The 17,233-nt window shown below is 45.1% G+C and carries 13 protein-coding genes; 8 read left to right on the plus strand and 5 right to left on the minus strand.

All coding sequences use genetic code 11. The features are described 5' to 3' along the window. Positions 1–98 precede the first annotated feature (98 nt). The 3 genes from L4C44_RS00660 to L4C44_RS00670 all read left to right on the plus strand — a co-directional run bounded on the left by L4C44_RS00660 (position 99) and on the right by L4C44_RS00670 (position 3,380). Positions 99–953, plus strand: a complete 855-nt coding sequence (locus L4C44_RS00660; protein WP_146491831.1) for a phosphotransferase — start codon at positions 99–101, stop codon at positions 951–953. Between the two features lie 108 nt (positions 954–1,061). Continuing rightward, positions 1,062–1,601 carry an alpha/beta hydrolase YcfP gene (gene ycfP / locus L4C44_RS00665; RefSeq protein ID WP_060982857.1) on the plus strand — a complete coding sequence of 180 codons (540 nt, stop codon included), beginning with the start codon at positions 1,062–1,064 and terminating at the stop codon, positions 1,599–1,601. A gap of 489 nt (positions 1,602–2,090) precedes the next feature. Further along, on the plus strand, positions 2,091–3,380 hold the full coding sequence (locus L4C44_RS00670) for an NAD(P)/FAD-dependent oxidoreductase (protein ID WP_060982856.1): 1,290 nt from the start codon (positions 2,091–2,093) through the stop codon (positions 3,378–3,380). Positions 3,381–3,490: 110 nt separating this feature from the next. On the opposite strand, the gene L4C44_RS00675 is transcribed toward L4C44_RS00670, so the two are convergent. From L4C44_RS00675 to L4C44_RS00690, 4 genes are all read right to left on the minus strand, one after another. Continuing rightward, positions 3,491–4,036, minus strand: a complete 546-nt coding sequence (locus tag L4C44_RS00675) for a GNAT family N-acetyltransferase (RefSeq protein WP_327784020.1) — start codon at positions 4,034–4,036, stop codon at positions 3,491–3,493. A gap of 151 nt (positions 4,037–4,187) precedes the next feature. Then, positions 4,188–4,955 carry a peptidoglycan binding protein CsiV gene (locus L4C44_RS00680; protein ID WP_146491833.1) on the minus strand — a complete coding sequence of 256 codons (768 nt, stop codon included), beginning with the start codon at positions 4,953–4,955 and terminating at the stop codon, positions 4,188–4,190. A 62-nt stretch (positions 4,956–5,017) separates the two neighbouring features. Beyond that, positions 5,018–8,479: a transcription-repair coupling factor gene (gene mfd / locus L4C44_RS00685; protein WP_428804171.1), complete on the minus strand. Its 3,462-nt coding sequence runs from the start codon at positions 8,477–8,479 to the stop codon at positions 5,018–5,020. Between the two features lie 6 nt (positions 8,480–8,485). Continuing rightward, the gene (locus tag L4C44_RS00690) at positions 8,486–9,055 is read right to left on the minus strand and encodes a PilZ domain-containing protein (protein ID WP_146491835.1); all 570 of its coding nucleotides are present in this window, start codon (positions 9,053–9,055) and stop codon (positions 8,486–8,488) included. 227 nt (positions 9,056–9,282) lie between these two features. Here L4C44_RS00690 and lolC point away from each other — a divergent pair, with 227 nt between their 5' ends. The 3 genes from lolC to lolE are packed head-to-tail and all read left to right on the plus strand — an operon-like array spanning position 9,283 to position 12,421. Next, positions 9,283–10,491: a lipoprotein-releasing ABC transporter permease subunit LolC gene (lolC, locus tag L4C44_RS00695; protein WP_285952909.1), complete on the plus strand. Its 1,209-nt coding sequence runs from the start codon at positions 9,283–9,285 to the stop codon at positions 10,489–10,491. After that, a complete protein-coding gene (gene lolD / locus L4C44_RS00700; protein WP_146491837.1) occupies positions 10,484–11,176 on the plus strand; it encodes a lipoprotein-releasing ABC transporter ATP-binding protein LolD in 693 nt (230 codons plus the stop codon). The genes lolC and lolD overlap by 8 nt, the downstream gene beginning before the upstream one ends. Next, positions 11,177–12,421, plus strand: a complete 1,245-nt coding sequence (gene lolE, locus L4C44_RS00705; RefSeq protein WP_061018948.1) for a lipoprotein-releasing ABC transporter permease subunit LolE — start codon at positions 11,177–11,179, stop codon at positions 12,419–12,421. It begins immediately after the preceding gene. 170 nt (positions 12,422–12,591) lie between these two features. On the opposite strand, the gene L4C44_RS00710 is transcribed toward lolE, so the two are convergent. Next, positions 12,592–13,104 (minus strand): DUF2062 domain-containing protein, encoded by a 513-nt coding sequence (locus L4C44_RS00710; RefSeq protein WP_086712207.1) that lies wholly within the window; start codon positions 13,102–13,104, stop codon positions 12,592–12,594. 17 nt (positions 13,105–13,121) lie between these two features. On the opposite strand from L4C44_RS00710, the gene L4C44_RS00715 reads away from it, so the two are divergent. Next, positions 13,122–15,452 carry a DNA internalization-related competence protein ComEC/Rec2 gene (locus L4C44_RS00715; RefSeq protein ID WP_428804172.1) on the plus strand — a complete coding sequence of 777 codons (2,331 nt, stop codon included), beginning with the start codon at positions 13,122–13,124 and terminating at the stop codon, positions 15,450–15,452. A 31-nt stretch (positions 15,453–15,483) separates the two neighbouring features. Then, complete coding sequence (msbA, locus tag L4C44_RS00720) at positions 15,484–17,232, plus strand: lipid A ABC transporter ATP-binding protein/permease MsbA (RefSeq protein ID WP_146491839.1); 1,749 nt, start codon at positions 15,484–15,486, stop codon at positions 17,230–17,232. The last annotated feature ends 1 nt before the right edge of the window (position 17,233 follow it).

Consider the following 17,233-nt stretch of genomic DNA (forward strand, 5'->3'; position numbering starts at 1 on the left):
CGCCAATGCAGTACATGATGCGCTGTTTATTAAGAGACACTGGCTTTTGGTCAGTGTCTTTTTTGTAGGGAAATGAAGACGTTTATAGGGAATAAACAATGGCAATTTTTTCTTGGTCTGAGGCTAAGCTTCTTGATACCAGTTTGAGTTCGCTTGATGGTTACTTTTCTGAGCCTCCAGCCAGAGCGCAGACACTAACTGGTGGATTGACCAATCGATGTTGGAAGCTAGTAGCTGCCGATGGCACTGCTTACGTTTGGCGACCAACCACACCTATCACCAAAGCGTTCTTCATCTCTCGTCATGAAGAGTATCAAGTGCTCTCGACGATTGAGCGTCTTGGTATTGGCCCAAGCCCGATGGTGGTGAATGAGCAAGGGTTATTGGTTGAATGGATTGATGGTGAGACTCTTTATGAAGGGTTAGACATTGAAGACCTGTTGAAAACGTTGATCTCAGTGCATCTGGTTAACACTGCACGATTGCCGCTCCAACCTTTCAGTTTCACAGCGCGAGTCGACCACTATTGGCTTCAGCTTGATGCGATTCATAAGACCGAAACCTGCACTAAGATTTATCAAGAGTGGCGCGTGGCCCCGAGTGTTACCAATGTCGACCTGTCTTTGTGCCATTTTGATTTAGGTGGTTATAACCTAGTGAGAAACAGTGACGGTATTAAGATTATCGACTGGGAATACGCCGCGCTAGCCGACCCTAGGCTCGACTTAACCCTGACCATTGCGGTTACTGGAGTGCAGGCCAATGAAGCGGTTGAGAAGTACTGCCAGCTGCGAGGCATCCATGATGTTCAGCCTTGGCTAGATGGTGTAGAAGCGTGGTTACCGAGAAGCCAAATGATGGCAATGCTTTGGTATTTACTTGCTCATCAGCTTTGGGGCGATGAAAGTTATTTGCAGGAAGCAGAGGCTCTAAGTCACACTTTATGTAGCTAGGATCACGTTTAGGAAGTGAAAAATATAATTTCGGTGGTCTTCCCTTTAAAACCTTGTTTTTCGTGTTAGATTGATCAAAACGTACCAATATTCAATGGGGGAGGTACAATGATTATCTATCTACATGGCTTCGACTCAACAAGCCCGGGCAATCACGAAAAAATACTGCAGTTGCAATTCATTGATGATGACGTTCGTTTCATCAACTACAGTACTTTGCATCCAAAACACGATATGCAACATTTGCTTAAAGAAGTGCATAAAGTGATAGAGCAATCCGACGATCCGCATCCAATTATTTGTGGTGTAGGCTTAGGTGGCTTTTGGTCTGAGCGCATTGGTTTCTTGTGTGGTATTAAGCAGGTGATTTTCAATCCAAACTTGCAACCTGAAAACAACATGGTAGGTCGAATTGACCGTCCTGAAGAGTACGAAGATATTGCGACCAAGTGTGTTGAGCAGTACCGTATGAAAAACAAAGGTCGCTGCCTAGTGGTGCTTTCTCGTGAAGACGAAATTCACGATAACTCCAAAACGGCTGCAGCGCTAGAAGATTACTACGACGTAATCTGGGACGATAAAGAGAGTCATAAATTCAAAAAGATCTCTCAACATCTTCAGGCAATGAAAGCATTTAAAAACGCTTAAATTATTCTGGTTATTTTATAAAAGCAGCACTCATTAGGGTGCTGCTTTTTTGTATCTGGATAACAAAGGTTACTATTGATGATGCTATCGTAGCCGCTATGTTAGCGAGCTTGCGCAAACGTTAACTATTTTGTGGCGAATCCTCATTGTGGATAAGGATTTTTGTTGCGGTCATCTTTTTGCTATATATAATGTTCCCAAGCAAAATATTTTGACAAATATCAAAAAAAATTGAGAGCGAGTGAAAAACTTGCCCATTATTTGCGCTCTATCTCTCAGCTAGACGCCTTTTTATCCATGTGAGCAAAGCGACAAACGAATGTTTGTTGTTTGTAATCCCTCTAACTACTCGGTGAGCTGTCGTTATTCTTTTTCGCGGTTATCCAATATGTCACAGCCTTATCAACAAGGCCGAGTAGATACATAGAATTTATCGGTTGGAGTAATCGGACCGAACCCCATTTATTCATTTTGTAGAGGATTGTCATTGTGACAAAAATTATCGTAGTAGGCGGCGGTGCTGGTGGTTTAGAACTAGCAACTAAGCTAGGCCGAACTTTAGGTCGTAAGAAACGTGCCCAGATCACTCTGGTAGACCGTAAAGCAAGCCACCTATGGAAACCATTACTTCATGAAGTAGCAACTGGCTCACTGGATGAAGGTGTTGATGCATTAAGCTACCGCGCACACGCAAAAAACCATTACTTCGATTTCCAAATGGGCAGCCTGAACGACATCGATCGTGATCGTAAAGTGATTGCATTGAGTGAGTTGACCGACGAGCACGGTGAACTGCTGATGCCAAGCCGTGAACTTGAATACGATATTCTTGTTATGGCGCTAGGTTCAACGTCGAACGACTTCAACACTCCAGGTGTTCGTGACAACTGTATTTTCCTTGATAGCCCAGAACAAGCGCACCGTTTCCGTACTGAAATGAACAACCAGTTCTTAAAGCTTCATGCTAAGAACGGTCAAGGTACGGTAGACATCGCGATTGTTGGTGCAGGTGCGACAGGTGTTGAGCTTTCTGCAGAGCTACACAACGCAGTTAAAGAGCTTCGCACCTACGGCTTCGGTGATCTAGATTCAAGCAAGCTGAATGTTAACCTTGTTGAAGCAGGTGAGCGTATTCTTCCAGCGCTACCTCCTCGAATTTCAAGTGCTGCACATTCTGAGCTAACAAAGCTTGGTGTGAACGTTCGTACTAATACTATGGTGACTCAAGCTGATGCTGATGGTCTAACAACCAAAGACGGTGATAAGATCCCTGCTCAAATCATGGTATGGGCGGCAGGCATTAAAGCGCCGGACTTCATGAAAGATATCGGTGGTCTTGAGACTAACCGTATCAACCAACTGGTTGTGAAAAATACGCTGCAAACGACACTGGATGACAACATTTTTGCTATCGGTGACTTGGCACAATGTACCCAAGCTGATGGTTCATTTGTACCACCACGTGCACAAGCGGCTCACCAAATGGCAAGTTGTGCATTCAGCAACATCATTGCTAAGTTGAATGGTCGTGACCTGAAAGACTACATCTACAAAGACAAAGGCTCGCTGGTTTCACTAAGCCGTTTCTCTACAGTAGGTAGCTTGATGGGTAACCTGACCAAAGGTTCGATGATGGTTGAAGGTCGTATTGCTCGTGTGGTTTACATCTCTTTGTACCGCATGCACCAGATGGCGCTTCACGGCTTAATCAAAACATCACTGATGATGTTGGTTGGTCGTATTAACCGTGTACTTCGTCCAAACCTAAAGCTTCACTAATCAGGTAAGCCCTCTAAGGGGCTTACGCTGATAATAAAAAAGAGCTCTTCGGAGCTCTTTTTTGATCGTATTGATTACGTGCTATCGCTGGTTGCAAACTAACTAAAGCGTTAAGAGGTTGGAGGTAGCACAGAATAAACCACGCCATCTTTTGGCTTACCGTTAAACAGAAATCGATTCTTGGCAATGGTTTCTCTTTCGGCTCCACACTTCTCTATCAGCTTTTGGCTGGGTAAGTTCTCGGTATCACAGACAATCTCTAAACGCGTTAACTTCAGTTGTGCGAAGCAAAATTCGAATAGGGCTAGCATCGCTTCTTTGGCGACTCCTTTTCTTTGAAATTCATCACCAACCCAATAACCTAAACTCGCCATATTAAAGGTGTGGTAAAGCTCATTGATCGCCACCATGCCGACAAGTTTATTGCTTTCTCGCTCAAAGATACCAAAGCCAAACGCGTCGGCTTTGACCCAATTTAAACGAGTTGCCAGAATGAATTTTTCTGCTTCGACGATAGAAAACTCATCGTGGCACCAGTCGACCCATGGCAGCAAGCTAGGGGAGGACTTGATGAGCTGTGAAAACTTTTGAGCATCGGAAGCTTCAATAATCTTCAGACTGAGGTTTTGTGTGTTGATCTGAAATTCAGGGCTCATAGGGTGTACCAATTAAATTTATAAGTACCTGCTGAAAGTAGCCAGCACTTAATAAAACGCCCTCACAATGGAGGGCGTTTTGAATGATTAATATGAGTATAGCTTGGGCGCCAACAGAGTAACTGGTTCAGTCGCTATATCTCTGGGCTGGTTACTGAGCGACGCGACGAACTTGAATCACCATGCCAAGAAGCGGGTGGTCAAGGTAGTGAGTTTCTGTACTGCGCATACGACGTTTTTGGTCCATGCGGTAGCTCTTAAGGAACTCTTCCACTTCAACGGTTGGAGAGATTTCGGTTAGATTACCCACCTGAACATTGCTTTCGGCACCGCTTACTGGTGAGTCTAGCTCGATTTGTTGTTCTTGTAGAGTGACTTCACGAACGCTTGGTGCTTTTAAATCTAGGGTCGTTTCAGCATATAGGTAGTGCTGTACGTAGATTTGCAGCTTACCGTCTAATTCGTAGAGTGGCTTATCAATAGTCTCTTCTTGGAAGCCATCGGCATTTTCTGTAGTTACAGCACCTTTCTCAGAACCGTCAGCATTAAACTGTTTAGAGAAGTCTTTACCTGCTTGAATGTGGAAAACAGGTGCTGAGCTCTTACCTTGGTCACCTTGACGCCAAGCCGTATGCATCAGGACTTCAAAGCCTGCGTGTTTACGTAGCTTGTCTTTCTGAGGTGTTAACTTGTATTCCGAGTAAGGAAGCATTTTTACGCCTTTCTTTGCTCGGTATTGGGTGTCTTGAAATGAACCAACGCGTTCAAGCGAAATCTTTGGCTGTGTATTTGGCCAAGACTCATTCACTTTCTCTGCATCAACTGCGCGCTTGAAAATGATCACTTCTATATCAAATTGTCTCTGCGCCAAACTTGGCAGTGAGACGAACAATAGTAGCAGTGGGATCAGTCTTTTCATTTTTACTCCGTCTTCCAGCCGAACTACCGGCCGGATAATTTATATGTGCAGTGGATTGGGTCTTATGCTGAAGGCAGCAAGTTTTGTCTGAATTCGCCCAATAAATCACTAACAAATTGAATTCGTTTCCGTCTGTCGACCAATGGTATCGTAAACTTGAACTTTGTTGGTCCTTCCATTGAAAACTTTTGCGGTTGAGATTGCAACAGTTTAACAAGGTAGGCCGGGTTTATGTCAGCATCCGGGTAGAATTCTAAGAATCCACCCTTATCGTGCGCTTCAATTTTCTTCGCTTTGATTGACGCCGCGGCTAATTTTAGCTCAGAAACTGACAACAAGTTCTTGGTTGCATCAGGCAGAAGGCCGAAGCGATCAATCAGCTCGACTTTCAACTCGGCCAATTCGTCGGTGTCACTCACACTCGCAATACGCTTATAGGTAGACAAACGTGTATTGATGTCTGGGATGTAGTCATCAGGCAACAGTGCAGGCAGGCGCATCTCAATTTCAGTTTGTTCACGCAGTAGGTCATCAAGTGATGGCTCTCGACCTTCCTTCAATGCTTCAACCGCTTGTTCAAGCATTTCCATGTACAAGGTGAAGCCAACCGACTGGATTTGACCACTTTGCTCATCGCCTAACAGCTCACCTGCACCACGAATCTCTAAGTCATGGGTTGCTAGCGTAAAGCCTGCACCTAAGTCTTCAAGTGAAGCTATCGCGTCTAATCGCTTGACGGCATCTTTGGTCATTGCTTTCGGGGGAGGTGTTAGCAAGTAGGCATAAGCTTGGTGGTGAGATCGCCCCACACGCCCACGCAATTGGTGCAACTGTGCTAAACCAAGGTTATCGGCTCTGTCCATTAAGATGGTATTGGCCGTTGGTACATCGATACCGGTTTCGATGATGGTTGTACACACTAGCAAGTTAAAACGCTGGTGGTAGAAGTCATTCATGATGCGTTCCAGTTCGCGCTCTCGCATTTGGCCATGAGCCACGGTAACGCGCGCTTCTGGAATCAGCTTCTGTAGTGACTCTGCTGTTTTCTCAATCGTGTCGACTTGGTTGTGCAGGAAGTAAACCTGACCACCACGCATAATTTCACGCAGCACCGCTTCTCTGACGATCGCATCATCACTCTCGCGAACGAAGGTTTTAATTGCCAAGCGTCGTGCGGGTGGTGTTGCGATGATAGACAAATCACGCATACCACTCATTGCCATGTTCAGCGTTCGCGGGATTGGTGTAGCAGTGAGCGTTAGGATGTCGACATCCGCACGCATCGCTTTCACTTTCTCTTTCTGACGCACACCGAAGCGGTGTTCTTCATCGACAACCAGCAAGCCAAGGTCTTTAAACTTAATATCACTAGAAAGCAGCTTGTGAGTACCCACCAAGATGTCAACCTTACCCTCGGCGACATCTTGCATGATCAGTTTTTGCTCTTTAGCTGATTTAAATCGAGACAGTACCTCAACACGAATCGGTAAGTTGGCGAAACGGTCTCGGAAGTTTTCAAAGTGTTGTTGAGCAAGCAGGGTGGTTGGCACTAACACGGCTACTTGTTTACTGTTGTCGGTACATACGAATGCCGCGCGCATCGCGACTTCAGTTTTACCAAAGCCAACATCACCGCACACCAAACGGTCCATGGCTTTTGCTTGGCACATGTCTGACATAACAGCATTGATGGCCATTGCTTGGTCATCGGTTTCTTCAAATGGGAAACCAGACTTAAAAGTCGCGTATTGGCCACGGTCGAGCACAAATTTGTAGCCAGGTTTCAGCTCACGCTTAGCGTAAACATCAAGCAGCTCCGCTGCAACATCACGTACTTTCTCCGCGGCGCGTTTACGAGCTTTTTGCCACGCTTCGCCACCGAGTTTATGCAGTGGTGCAGAGTCTTCTGCGCCGCCAGAGTAACGTCCGATTAAGTTCAAAGAAGCAACAGGTACGTATAACTTGGCATCGTTTTGATACTCAAGGGTTACGTACTCGGTTTTCATGCCACCGGCTTCGAGTGTTTGCAGGCCTATGTAGCGACCAATACCATGGTCAATGTGAACAACAGGTTGACCCGGTTTAAGCTCCGCTAAGTGACGGATTACAGTATCGCTGTTTACGCTTTTCTTATCTTTCTTACGGCGTTGAATAACACGATCGCCTAATAGATCGCTTTCACAGATAAGGGCGATGTTTTGTTCTTCGTGGATAAAACCATGTTCAGCGGAACCGAGAATCAGGCTGAACTTGTCTTTGCCGTTAATCGCTGTATCGAGGTTTTCAACTTCGCTAGGGCGAACTTTGATGCCTCGAAGTAATTCACTCAGTGCTTCACGGCGACCTTCAGATTCAACCGAAAAGACGACTTTACCGTCGAAGGCTTCAGTGAACTTTCTTAGGTTTGCGAGTGGCTCTTTATTCTGATGTTGAACGCTGAGATCAGGCAGAGACACAACCGGAAGGTTGGTACGTCCGGCTTTCTCTTCAATCGAATCTAAGCTTAGGTTTACCTGCGGCTTCTGTTTGAAGTGAGCGAACAGCTCGTCTTTTTTCAACCAAAGTTGTTCAGGTGTCAGTAGTGGTCGTAGTGGGTCAACGCCACGTTGCTCGTATCGGTGAGCGACATCAGCAAGGAACGAATCAACAGCGGTTTCTACGTCACCAAGAATCAAGAGTTGCGCTTCATCGGCAACATAGTCAAAAAGCGTTTCTGTGTGATCGAAGAATAGCGGTTGCCAATACTCAATACCAGCCGGCCATGTGCCTTTAGATACCTGCATGTAAACCGATTCTGGTTCGCGGCGGGCATCAAACTGTTGGCGCCAACGAATACGGAAATCTTCAATTGCCGTTTCCGAGGTTGGAAATTCGTGAGCAGGTAACAGGCGGATCTCAGAGATATCTTCGATAGAACGTTGGTTTTCAGGATCGAAGGTACGAATGGTATCGATCTCATCATCGAAGAAGTCGATACGATATGGGTCTTTACTGCCCATCGGGAACAGGTCAAGAATCGAACCTCGGCTTGCGTACTCGCCCGGGCCAAATACCTGATCAACGTAACGATAGCCCGATTTTTCAAGCTGCAGGCGCAGTTTCTCTAGTGAGTAAAGATCACCAGTTTTCACCATTAGAGTGTGCTGTAGCAAGAAGTCACGTGGTGATTGGCGCTGGAGTAGCGTGCTGATCGGCACGATCGTGATGCCGTCTTTTAAGGTCGGCAAGGCATAAAGGCGCGCGATACGATCAGAAATGATCTCTTGGTGTGGTGAGAAGCTGTCGTAAGGCAAAGTTTCCCAGTCTGGGAATAGTGCAACTTCACTCGCCGTAAACTGTTCAATTTCAGATTGCAGCTTGAGTGCGATTTGTGGATCTGGCACAGCAAGTACAGTATGACTGTTGTGTTGCTCTGCGAGTTTAGCGATAGCAAGAGCGAGAGACGAACCAACAAGGTTACCAATGTGCTTTTTGTCACCGGCTCCTTTGAGGGTTGGTAGGGTAAAAATAGATTGTTTGGTCATGTTAATTTACTTGTTATCTCGGTCTAGAGAGCGTTGACGCAAAAGTTTCTGTTGTTGATGAAGCGCCGCTTTGATCAGCAGGTCTTGGTCGGTATCGCGAAGATGAGCGTATTTGAAGTTAATTTCGAAACCTGAATCTTTAGGCTGGGTTGCAAACACTTCCGCGTAGCAGTAAATCGCTGCGGCAGGATGCTCCAAGAACAGCTTAGCTTTTACTAAGCGACCCGGCTCGATGTCTGTCTTAGAAAAACAGGAAAATTGGCTCGCACCGAAGGAGTAGGTGTGAGTTCGAAACTTCTCATCATCTTGCTGCGATAACATAAAGCTCAACAGCAGGTTTAATTTGGAGTTCTGTGCATCCAATAAACTGGTGACATTCTTCAAGTCGCTGTTTTTCAGTTCAGCACGAGCACTGTCAGCTAGCAGATCCAATTGGCTAAATTCACTTGCCACTACAAACGGGGCTGGGATCTCAGATTCGAATTGAATTTGAGAAGGTAAACTGAAGCCGCTGTCCATTGGTTCAATATTCGCGGTAAGGCTGTGGTGAACGGTGAAAAACTCTTGTTCTGTCATGCGTTAGTTCCTTGAAGTGATCTATTGATTATCGCTATGTGGCCGCAGTAATCAAGGTCAGTTAATTGAAAGTCTCAAATAGTTGTTTGAAATTTGGCTATTTGACAAGGTTCTGTTTTTCAAGCCTAACTAATTGAGTTAATTCACTCTATATTTTCAATTACCCCCTACACAGTAACAGCAATACCCGTTACATTAACCCGCATCCCTTTTAGATGGTTCAAAGTATGTTTCATCCTATTTCGTTGTTTGTTGGCCTACGTTATTTGAAAGGCCGTTCAGGTGATCGCTTTAGCCGTTTTGTTTCTTATATGTCGACGGCAGGTATCACCATTGGCGTTTTGTCTTTGGTTACTGTTTTATCGGTAATGAATGGATTCGAAGCGCAGTTAAAAGACCGAATTCTTGGTGTTCTTCCTCAAGCGGTGGTTTATGAACAGGGCGGTACCACCTCTCTTTCTGCTCAAGCGCCTAATTTTGCAGAGCAAATCTCGCTTAATGGCCACGTTGAACCGATTGTCCGCAGTGAGGCGGTAATTCAAAGTCCTGCCCAGTTATCTGCAGGGCTGTTAATCGGTATTGAACCTAATTCTGATGACCCTCTTCAAGACCATCTAATTGCAGGTCGATTGTCTTCACTTAAAGCGGGGCAATACCAGTTGTTCCTCGGTCATACCTTGGCGAGAAACCTAAAGGTATCTATGGGGGATAAAGTTCGCCTGATGGTGACCAGCGCTAGCCAATACACACCGCTCGGACGTATTCCAAGCCAACGAAATTTCACCGTTGCTGGTATTTTCAATACGGGCTCTGATATCGATGCTCAATTGATGGTGACCGATATTAAAGATGCTGGGCGTTTGATGCGCTACAAATCAGGTACCATTTCAGGCTGGAGACTGTTTTTTGAAGACCCGTTTGAAGTCGCGGAGTTATCGACTCAACCATTACCTGAAGGTTGGTTGTGGAGTGATTGGCGAGACCAACGTGGTGAGCTATTCCAAGCCGTTCGTATGGAAAAAAACATGATGGGCTTAATGCTTGGGCTTATTATCGGTGTTGCTGCTTTCAATATTATTTCCGCGCTTATCATGGTGGTGATGGAGAAGCAATCTGAAGTCGCGATTCTTAAGACCCAAGGCATGACCGATGGTCAAGTGATGGGGATCTTTATGGTTCAAGGTGCAAGTAGCGGCGTGATTGGTGCGCTATCGGGTGGCGTGTTAGGCGTTGTCTTGGCCATGAACTTGAATACTATTTTAGAGGCGATGGGTGTTGCTCTGTTCTCGTTTGGGGGGCAATTGCCAATTTTGATTAATCCGATTCAAATCGCTGTTGTTGTGGTTTTGGCTATTGCACTTAGCCTGATTGCCACTGTATTCCCTTCTTATCGTGCATCGTCTGTGAAACCTGCTGAGGCCCTCCGTTATGAGTAATTTTCTTCAATGTAATGATATCCGTAAAACGTACCGTGAAGGTTCGTTAGATACTGAGGTGCTCAAGGGAGTCAGCTTTGAAATCGAAAAGGGTGAGCTAGTAGCAATCATCGGTACCTCTGGCTCGGGCAAAAGTACCTTGCTGCATATCTTAGGCGCATTAGACGACGCTTCTGCGGGCAGGGTGAGCTTTCTTGGTCAGGACTTAGCATCTTTGAGTTCGAATAAGCAGGCCAAGCTTCGCAACCAGCATCTTGGCTTTGTTTATCAATTCCATCACCTTCTTTCTGATTTTTCAGCGTTAGAAAATGTAGCAATGCCGTTGTTGATTGGTGGTGAAAAGCCAGCTAAAGCAAAACAAGAAGCGCAGCGTTTGCTTGATAAGGTTGGATTGAGTCATCGTGTCGACCACCGACCTTCAGAACTTTCTGGTGGTGAGAGACAACGAGTGGCGATTGCTCGTGCATTGGTGAATAAGCCTGCTTTGGTTTTGGCGGATGAGCCAACCGGTAACCTCGATCACAACACCGCACTTTCTATTTACGACTTAATGCGCGAACTGAACCGTGAGTACGATACTGCTTTTTTGGTGGTCACTCATGATGGTGAGCTGGCTGGAAAAATGGACCGCCAACTTCACATGCAAGACGGTTTACTGGTCAACGTAGAAAAAGAGGAGAGCTAAGTGTTTTCTTCTTTATCTTTATTGATAGGCGGTCGCTTTAGCCGAGCGAAACAACGAGACAAAATGGTGTCGTTTATCTCTTTGTCTTCGACGATTGGTATTGCGGTTGGCGTAGCCGTGATCATTATCGGTTTATCTGCCATGAATGGTTTTGAACGAGAGCTTGAATCGCGAGTACTTTCTGTCATTCCTCACGGTGAGTTTGAAGGTGTGAATAAGCCTGTGACTCGTTGGGAACATGTTATTGAGGAGTCGGTAAAGCACGATAAAGTCATTGCTGCGGCGCCTTATGTAAAAATTACTGCGCTTGCAGAAAAGGGCAAAGAGCTGAAAGCGATCGAAGTTCGAGGCGTTGACCCACAACTTGAGCAACAAGTCTCGAGTTTATCGAGCTTTATTGATAAGCAAGCTTGGAGCGAGTTTAAGGCCGGGCAACAGCAAATTATCTTGGGTTCTGGTGTAGCTAATGTGTTGGGTGCGAAAGTCGGTGATTATCTGACTTTGATGATTCCAACGGTGAATGGTTCTGTGAAGGTCCAGGCGCCAAAACGTGTTCGAGTGAAAGTGGTTGGCTTACTGACGCTTAACGGACAGATAGATCACAGCTTGGCTCTCATCCCTATTGGTGATGCTCAAGTTTACGCAAACCTAGGCGAGGCAGTGACAGGGGTTTCTTTAAAAGTGACCGATGTGCTGAACGCAAACTCGATTGTGCGTGAAGTTGGTAACCAGCTTGATGTGTACGTGTACTTACGTAGTTGGCAACAGAAGTTTGGTTTCTTGTACCGAGATATCCAGTTGGTTCGTACTATCATGTATCTAGTGATGGTATTGGTTATTGGTGTGGCTTGTTTCAATATTGTCTCGACGCTAATGATGGCAGTAAAAGACAGAGCATCAGAGATCGCAATATTAAGAACCATGGGCGCATCGGACGGCCTTGTGAAACGCATTTTCGTTTGGCAGGGCGTATTCTCAGGCGTGTTAGGTAGTTTGGTGGGCAGTGCAATAGGTGTGTTAGTCGCGCTTAATCTCACGACACTTATCAAAGGGCTTGAAAAGTTGGTCGATCATCAGTTCTTATCCGGTGATATCTACTTTGTCGACTTCTTGCCATCACAACTGAATATGATGGATGTAATTGTCGTTTCAGGAACTGCGATTGTGTTGAGCTTGCTGGCAACATGGTACCCAGCATCACGAGCTGCGAAGCTAAATCCCGCTTCTGTGTTGAGCTCCAAATAACAAATCTACTGTTTCGACAGATACAAAAAAGGATCCCTTGTGGGATCCTTTTTTATTGAACTCAAACTGTATTATTTAAGACTTTCATTACATGCCTATCACCTAATGGCTTATAACTTGTCTGATTTTTATTGCTATCCGTTAAAAGTGGAGAGCGCGTCAGTATACGTTCAGTATCTTGCTTGTCGTTTCTTCCAGCTTCTTACCACTGAGTAGCGCCATAAGCCGCGAATGCCGAAATAACCAATCATTGCTGAAATCACACCACAAATCATACAACCCAGCAGGAACGGAGGCCCAATGGTGCTCATTTGAGCCAAAATGAAGTCCCAAGACAGTTCAAAATGAAAGGCTTGCGGCGGAACATGCATAACGAATGCTCCTACTTTATAAGCAAAGTAGAACAATACCGGCATGGTTACGGGGTTACTTATCCAAACAAGAGCGACAGCTAGCGGTAAGTTAACGCCACATACAACGGCTAAGCCTGCAGACATAATCATTTGACTTGGTAGAGGGACAAACGCCATGAATAACCCAACAGCAAATGCGCCAGCCGCAGAGCGACGATTAAGGCACCATAAGTTGGGGTTGTACAAAACATTGCCAAAAACTTTCAATGCTTTCTGACGCTTGATGAGCTCATGGTCAGGCATAAATCGTTTGATAAACTTTCTTGGCATAGGAGGAAGCTACTCTCTTGTTTAACACTTGGTTCTTGATTTCATTTGCTGCGACAGTTGTGTCTGCCAGCTTTTGGCCTGTGATGCCACATTGGGTTTGGGCATCATTGATGCTTTTGTTACTTATGGCATCAACAAAGTATAGCGTTTTCCGGAGTGCAAGAGGTCCAGTAACAGCATTGATACTAGTTATTTGCCTTGGGAATACAATTGAAATACAGACAAGTCGATTATTTCAATCCGGGCAGAATACTACCATAAATGCTTCGGTTGTTAGCCTTTTTAGTGAAAATAGCCACGGTTTTGAAAGTGTAATAGTAGCCAGATCAATTGGCGGCGAAAAATTAATCTTTCCTCAATTGATAAAATTACGATTATTTACTCCTTTTAAGTTAACGCTTGGAGATGACGTCTACTTATCTGCGTCCATAAAGCCGGTATGGGGCAAACTCAATGAAGCGGGCTTTGATCTAGAAAAGTACTTGTTTAGTTCCGGCGTGGTTGCCAATGCAACTTACAGAGCCGATACCAAATATCGGATTCACTCTAGCACGAGCTTGCGATCTCAATGGTTTGAAACCAGCCTTGGAAGGTTAAGCCAGCTAGAAAACAAAGACCTCATTATGGCTTTAAGTTTTGGCTATCGAGCTCTAATTAATCCTCAGCGTTGGGATTTGCTTAAAAGTAGTGGCTTGATCCACTTGATGGCTATCTCGGGGCTCCATATTGGGATTGCCTTTGGTATCGGTTATCAGGTCGGAAAGATATTCAGGTTACTGTCACCTTCATTTCTTTGGTTACCCACAATATTCGGGCTCGGTTTAGCCTATTTCTATAGTTGGTTTGCTGGATTCACGCTACCTACATTAAGAGCTTTGGTGATGTGTGTCATCGCAAGTTACTTTTTATGGCGTGGACAAAATATCAGTTTGCTCCGATATGTTGGTTTAAGCTTGTGCGTGGTTCTGCTGATTTGGCCATTTTCAGCATTGTCGAGCAGCTTTTGGTTGTCATTTGGCGCGTTGGGCGCCGTTCTTTATATTGCGTTGAATAGTCAGCCATCCTATTCAAACTCAACATTTATCGACCGAGCACTACAGCTCTTCAAGATTCAGCTAATACTGACATTCCTGATCACACCGTTTTCGATGCTGTTCTTTAGCGGAGTTAGCTTAGTCTCTGTTTTCTACAATTTACTCCTTTTGCCTTGGATATCGATGGTGACGATCCCGCTGTTGTTTTTGGCAATGTTTCTCAGCTTAATATCGGAGTCAGTGTCTGGCTTGGTTGGTATAACAGCGCTAGACAATGGTTTGGTTAGTCAGCTGTGGAAGTTGGTCGACTTGTCGCTTGAGCCTCTCGTATTTAGCCTTCCTTTCTCTGAGCCATTTTGGATTCAAGTCGATAATCATGTGATTGCGCTATCTGTATTCCTTATTTTGTTTTTGAGTTTTGTTAGTCGATATCTCAAGACAACAGTATCGATATTGGTCATTGCAGTGTTTGTGCTGTGGTGGGAATTCGGCAAGCCCCAGCAAGGAAAATTAACCATAGATATATTAGATGTCGGACATGGGTTGTCTTTGGTATTGGAAAAGAACAATCAAGTCATTGTTTACGATCTTGGTAATGCATGGCCAGAAGGTTCGGTTGTCGAATCCTTGTTGATTCCTACTTTGAATCAGAGGGGAATTAATGAGTTGGAGGGGGTGATTGTGAGTCATTTCGATTCTGACCACGCTGGTGGCTATCCGGCGTTACTTGAAAATTACAACCCTAAGTGGGTTAGAGCTAGTCAGAATATCAGTCAACAAGGACAATCTACGATTCAAGAGTCGTCTAATATTCAAGCATGTATTTTAGGAGAAGTATGGACCTGGCAAGATCTTGTTTTTGAGGTGTTGTGGCCTCCCAAACAAGTGAAGAGGGCGTATAACCCACATTCGTGTGTGGTCAGGCTCTCGGCACCCAGTTTAGAGTTTTCGATGTTACTCACTGGTGATATTGAACTGGTAAGTGAGTGGTTACTAGCTCGTGAAGGTGAGCAGCTCAGGAGTGATGTAATGCTTGTTCCGCATCATGGTAGTGACTCGTCGTCGATTAAACCGTTTATTGAGGCCGTGTCACCTCTGCTAGCGATAGCTTCTTTGGCCAAAGGCAATCAGTGGGGAATGCCGAGCAGATCTGTTGTGGGACGTTATCAGGAAGCAGGGAGTACCTGGCTTGATACTGGAGAAAGTGGACAAATAACCATCACTCTTAGTGAAGAAGGTTGGCAATATCATACGATTAGAGAACAACAAGGCAGGCAGTGGTATAGGCAGATGCTTCGTAAGGGAGTAGAATAGATAGATTATTGTGAGAAAATTAAGCGATTCTATGTCAACACAAACAGATGAAACTACCTGGGTCACATTTAAAAGACTTTGGACTTATATTCGACTATATAAGGCCGGCCTTGGTGTTGCGGTTATTGCGCTTATTATAAATGCCGTCTCTGATACTTATATGATTTCCTTACTAAAGCCGTTACTTGATGAAGGCTTTGGTAATGCTGAATCTGACTTTTTACGCACGCTTCCAATCATTATCTTTGCCATGATGTTCATTCGTGGTGTCAGTGGTTTCGTCTCAACCTATTGCTTGAGCTGGGTTTCTGGCAATGTGGTTATGGAAATTCGTCGCAAAATTTTCAGTCATTTCATGCACATGCCTGTTTCTTTCTTCGATAAAGAACAGACAGGTGCGCTGCTATCTCGAATTACTTACGATTCTGAGCAAGTGTCTGCCGCGACGAGTAAAGCGCTAGTCAGCATTGTGCGTGAAGGTGCAAGCATTATTGGCTTGCTAACATTGATGTTCTGGAACAGCTGGCAGTTGTCTTTGGTTCTATTTGCGGTTGCTCCTCTTGTTGCGTGGGCGATCAGCATTGTATCGAAGCGATTTAGAAAGATTTCTAAAAACATGCAAACTAGCATGGGCCACGTTGCTTCTTCTGCGGAACAAATGTTAAAAGGCCACAAGGTGGTTCTTACTTACGGTGGTCAGGATCTAGAAAAACACCGCTTTGACAAAGTAAGTAACCAGATGCGCCAACAAAGCATGAAGTTAATCACCGCTCAAGCCGCTGCTAACCCGATCATTCAAATGATCGCTTCGGTTGCGATTGTGGTGGTTCTTTTCTTGGCGAGTGTCGACTCTATCAAAGCAGAACTAACGCCGGGTACATTCACTGTTGTGTTCTCTGCAATGTTTGGTTTGTTGCGTCCACTAAAAGCGCTAACTAACGTAACGTCTGAATTCCAACGCGGTATGGCAGCAAGTACCACGCTATTTGGTTTGATGGATCTAGATACAGAACAAAACAAAGGCACGTTGAAACCTGAAACCGTAACCGGTGAAGTTGCAGTAAAAGATGTGACGTTTACTTATGATGGTGCAGAGAAACCAGCACTTGATAAGGTGAGTTTCAATATCCCGAAAGGTAAGACAGTCGCACTTGTCGGCCGTTCAGGTTCGGGCAAGAGTACCATCGCTAACCTGTTTACTCGTTTCTATGATGTCGACTCGGGCTCTATCGAATTGGATGGACACGACATTCGTGATTACGAATTGAGAAACCTACGTGAGCACTTTGCTCTTGTTTCTCAAAATGTTCACCTGTTTAACGATACGGTCGCGAACAACATCGCGTATGCCGCAGAAGAGCAATATACTCGCGAACAGATTGAACACGCAGCCAAGCTTGCTCATGCGAGTGAGTTTATCGAAGGCATGGAAAATGGCATCGATACCGTTGTTGGTGAAAATGGCGCAAGCCTTTCTGGTGGTCAAAGACAGCGTATTGCGATTGCACGCGCTCTATTAAGAGATGCACCTGTGCTGATTCTTGATGAGGCGACGTCTGCATTGGATACTGAATCAGAGAGAGCGATTCAGTCTGCATTGGAAGAACTACAAAAAGATAAGACTGTATTGGTGATTGCTCACCGTTTATCTACTATCGAGCAAGCCGATGAGATCTTAGTGGTTGATGATGGCCAAATTGTAGAAAGAGGCGCGCACGCAGAACTAATCGCACATGATGGCGCTTATGCGCAGTTACACCGAATTCAATTCAGTGGATAAG

The sequence above is a fragment of the Vibrio satsumensis genome (genome assembly GCF_050337435.1).
GTDB classification, from domain to species: Bacteria; Pseudomonadota; Gammaproteobacteria; order Enterobacterales; family Vibrionaceae; genus Vibrio; species Vibrio satsumensis.

Coding starts and splice junctions, on each gene's coding strand:
- L4C44_RS00660 (WP_146491831.1), top strand. CDS start 99: ATGGCAATTTTTTCTTGGTCTGAGGCTAAGCTTCTTGATACCAGTTTG.
- ycfP (WP_060982857.1), top strand. CDS start 1,062: ATGATTATCTATCTACATGGCTTCGACTCAACAAGCCCGGGCAATCAC.
- L4C44_RS00675 (WP_327784020.1), bottom strand. CDS start 4,036: ATGAGCCCTGAATTTCAGATCAACACACAAAACCTCAGTCTGAAGATT.
- L4C44_RS00680 (WP_146491833.1), bottom strand. CDS start 4,955: ATGAAAAGACTGATCCCACTGCTACTATTGTTCGTCTCACTGCCAAGT.
- mfd (WP_428804171.1), bottom strand. CDS start 8,479: ATGACCAAACAATCTATTTTTACCCTACCAACCCTCAAAGGAGCCGGT.
- L4C44_RS00690 (WP_146491835.1), bottom strand. CDS start 9,055: ATGACAGAACAAGAGTTTTTCACCGTTCACCACAGCCTTACCGCGAAT.
- lolC (WP_285952909.1), top strand. CDS start 9,283: ATGTTTCATCCTATTTCGTTGTTTGTTGGCCTACGTTATTTGAAAGGC.
- lolD (WP_146491837.1), top strand. CDS start 10,484: ATGAGTAATTTTCTTCAATGTAATGATATCCGTAAAACGTACCGTGAA.
- L4C44_RS00710 (WP_086712207.1), bottom strand. CDS start 13,104: ATGCCAAGAAAGTTTATCAAACGATTTATGCCTGACCATGAGCTCATC.
- msbA (WP_146491839.1), top strand. CDS start 15,484: ATGTCAACACAAACAGATGAAACTACCTGGGTCACATTTAAAAGACTT.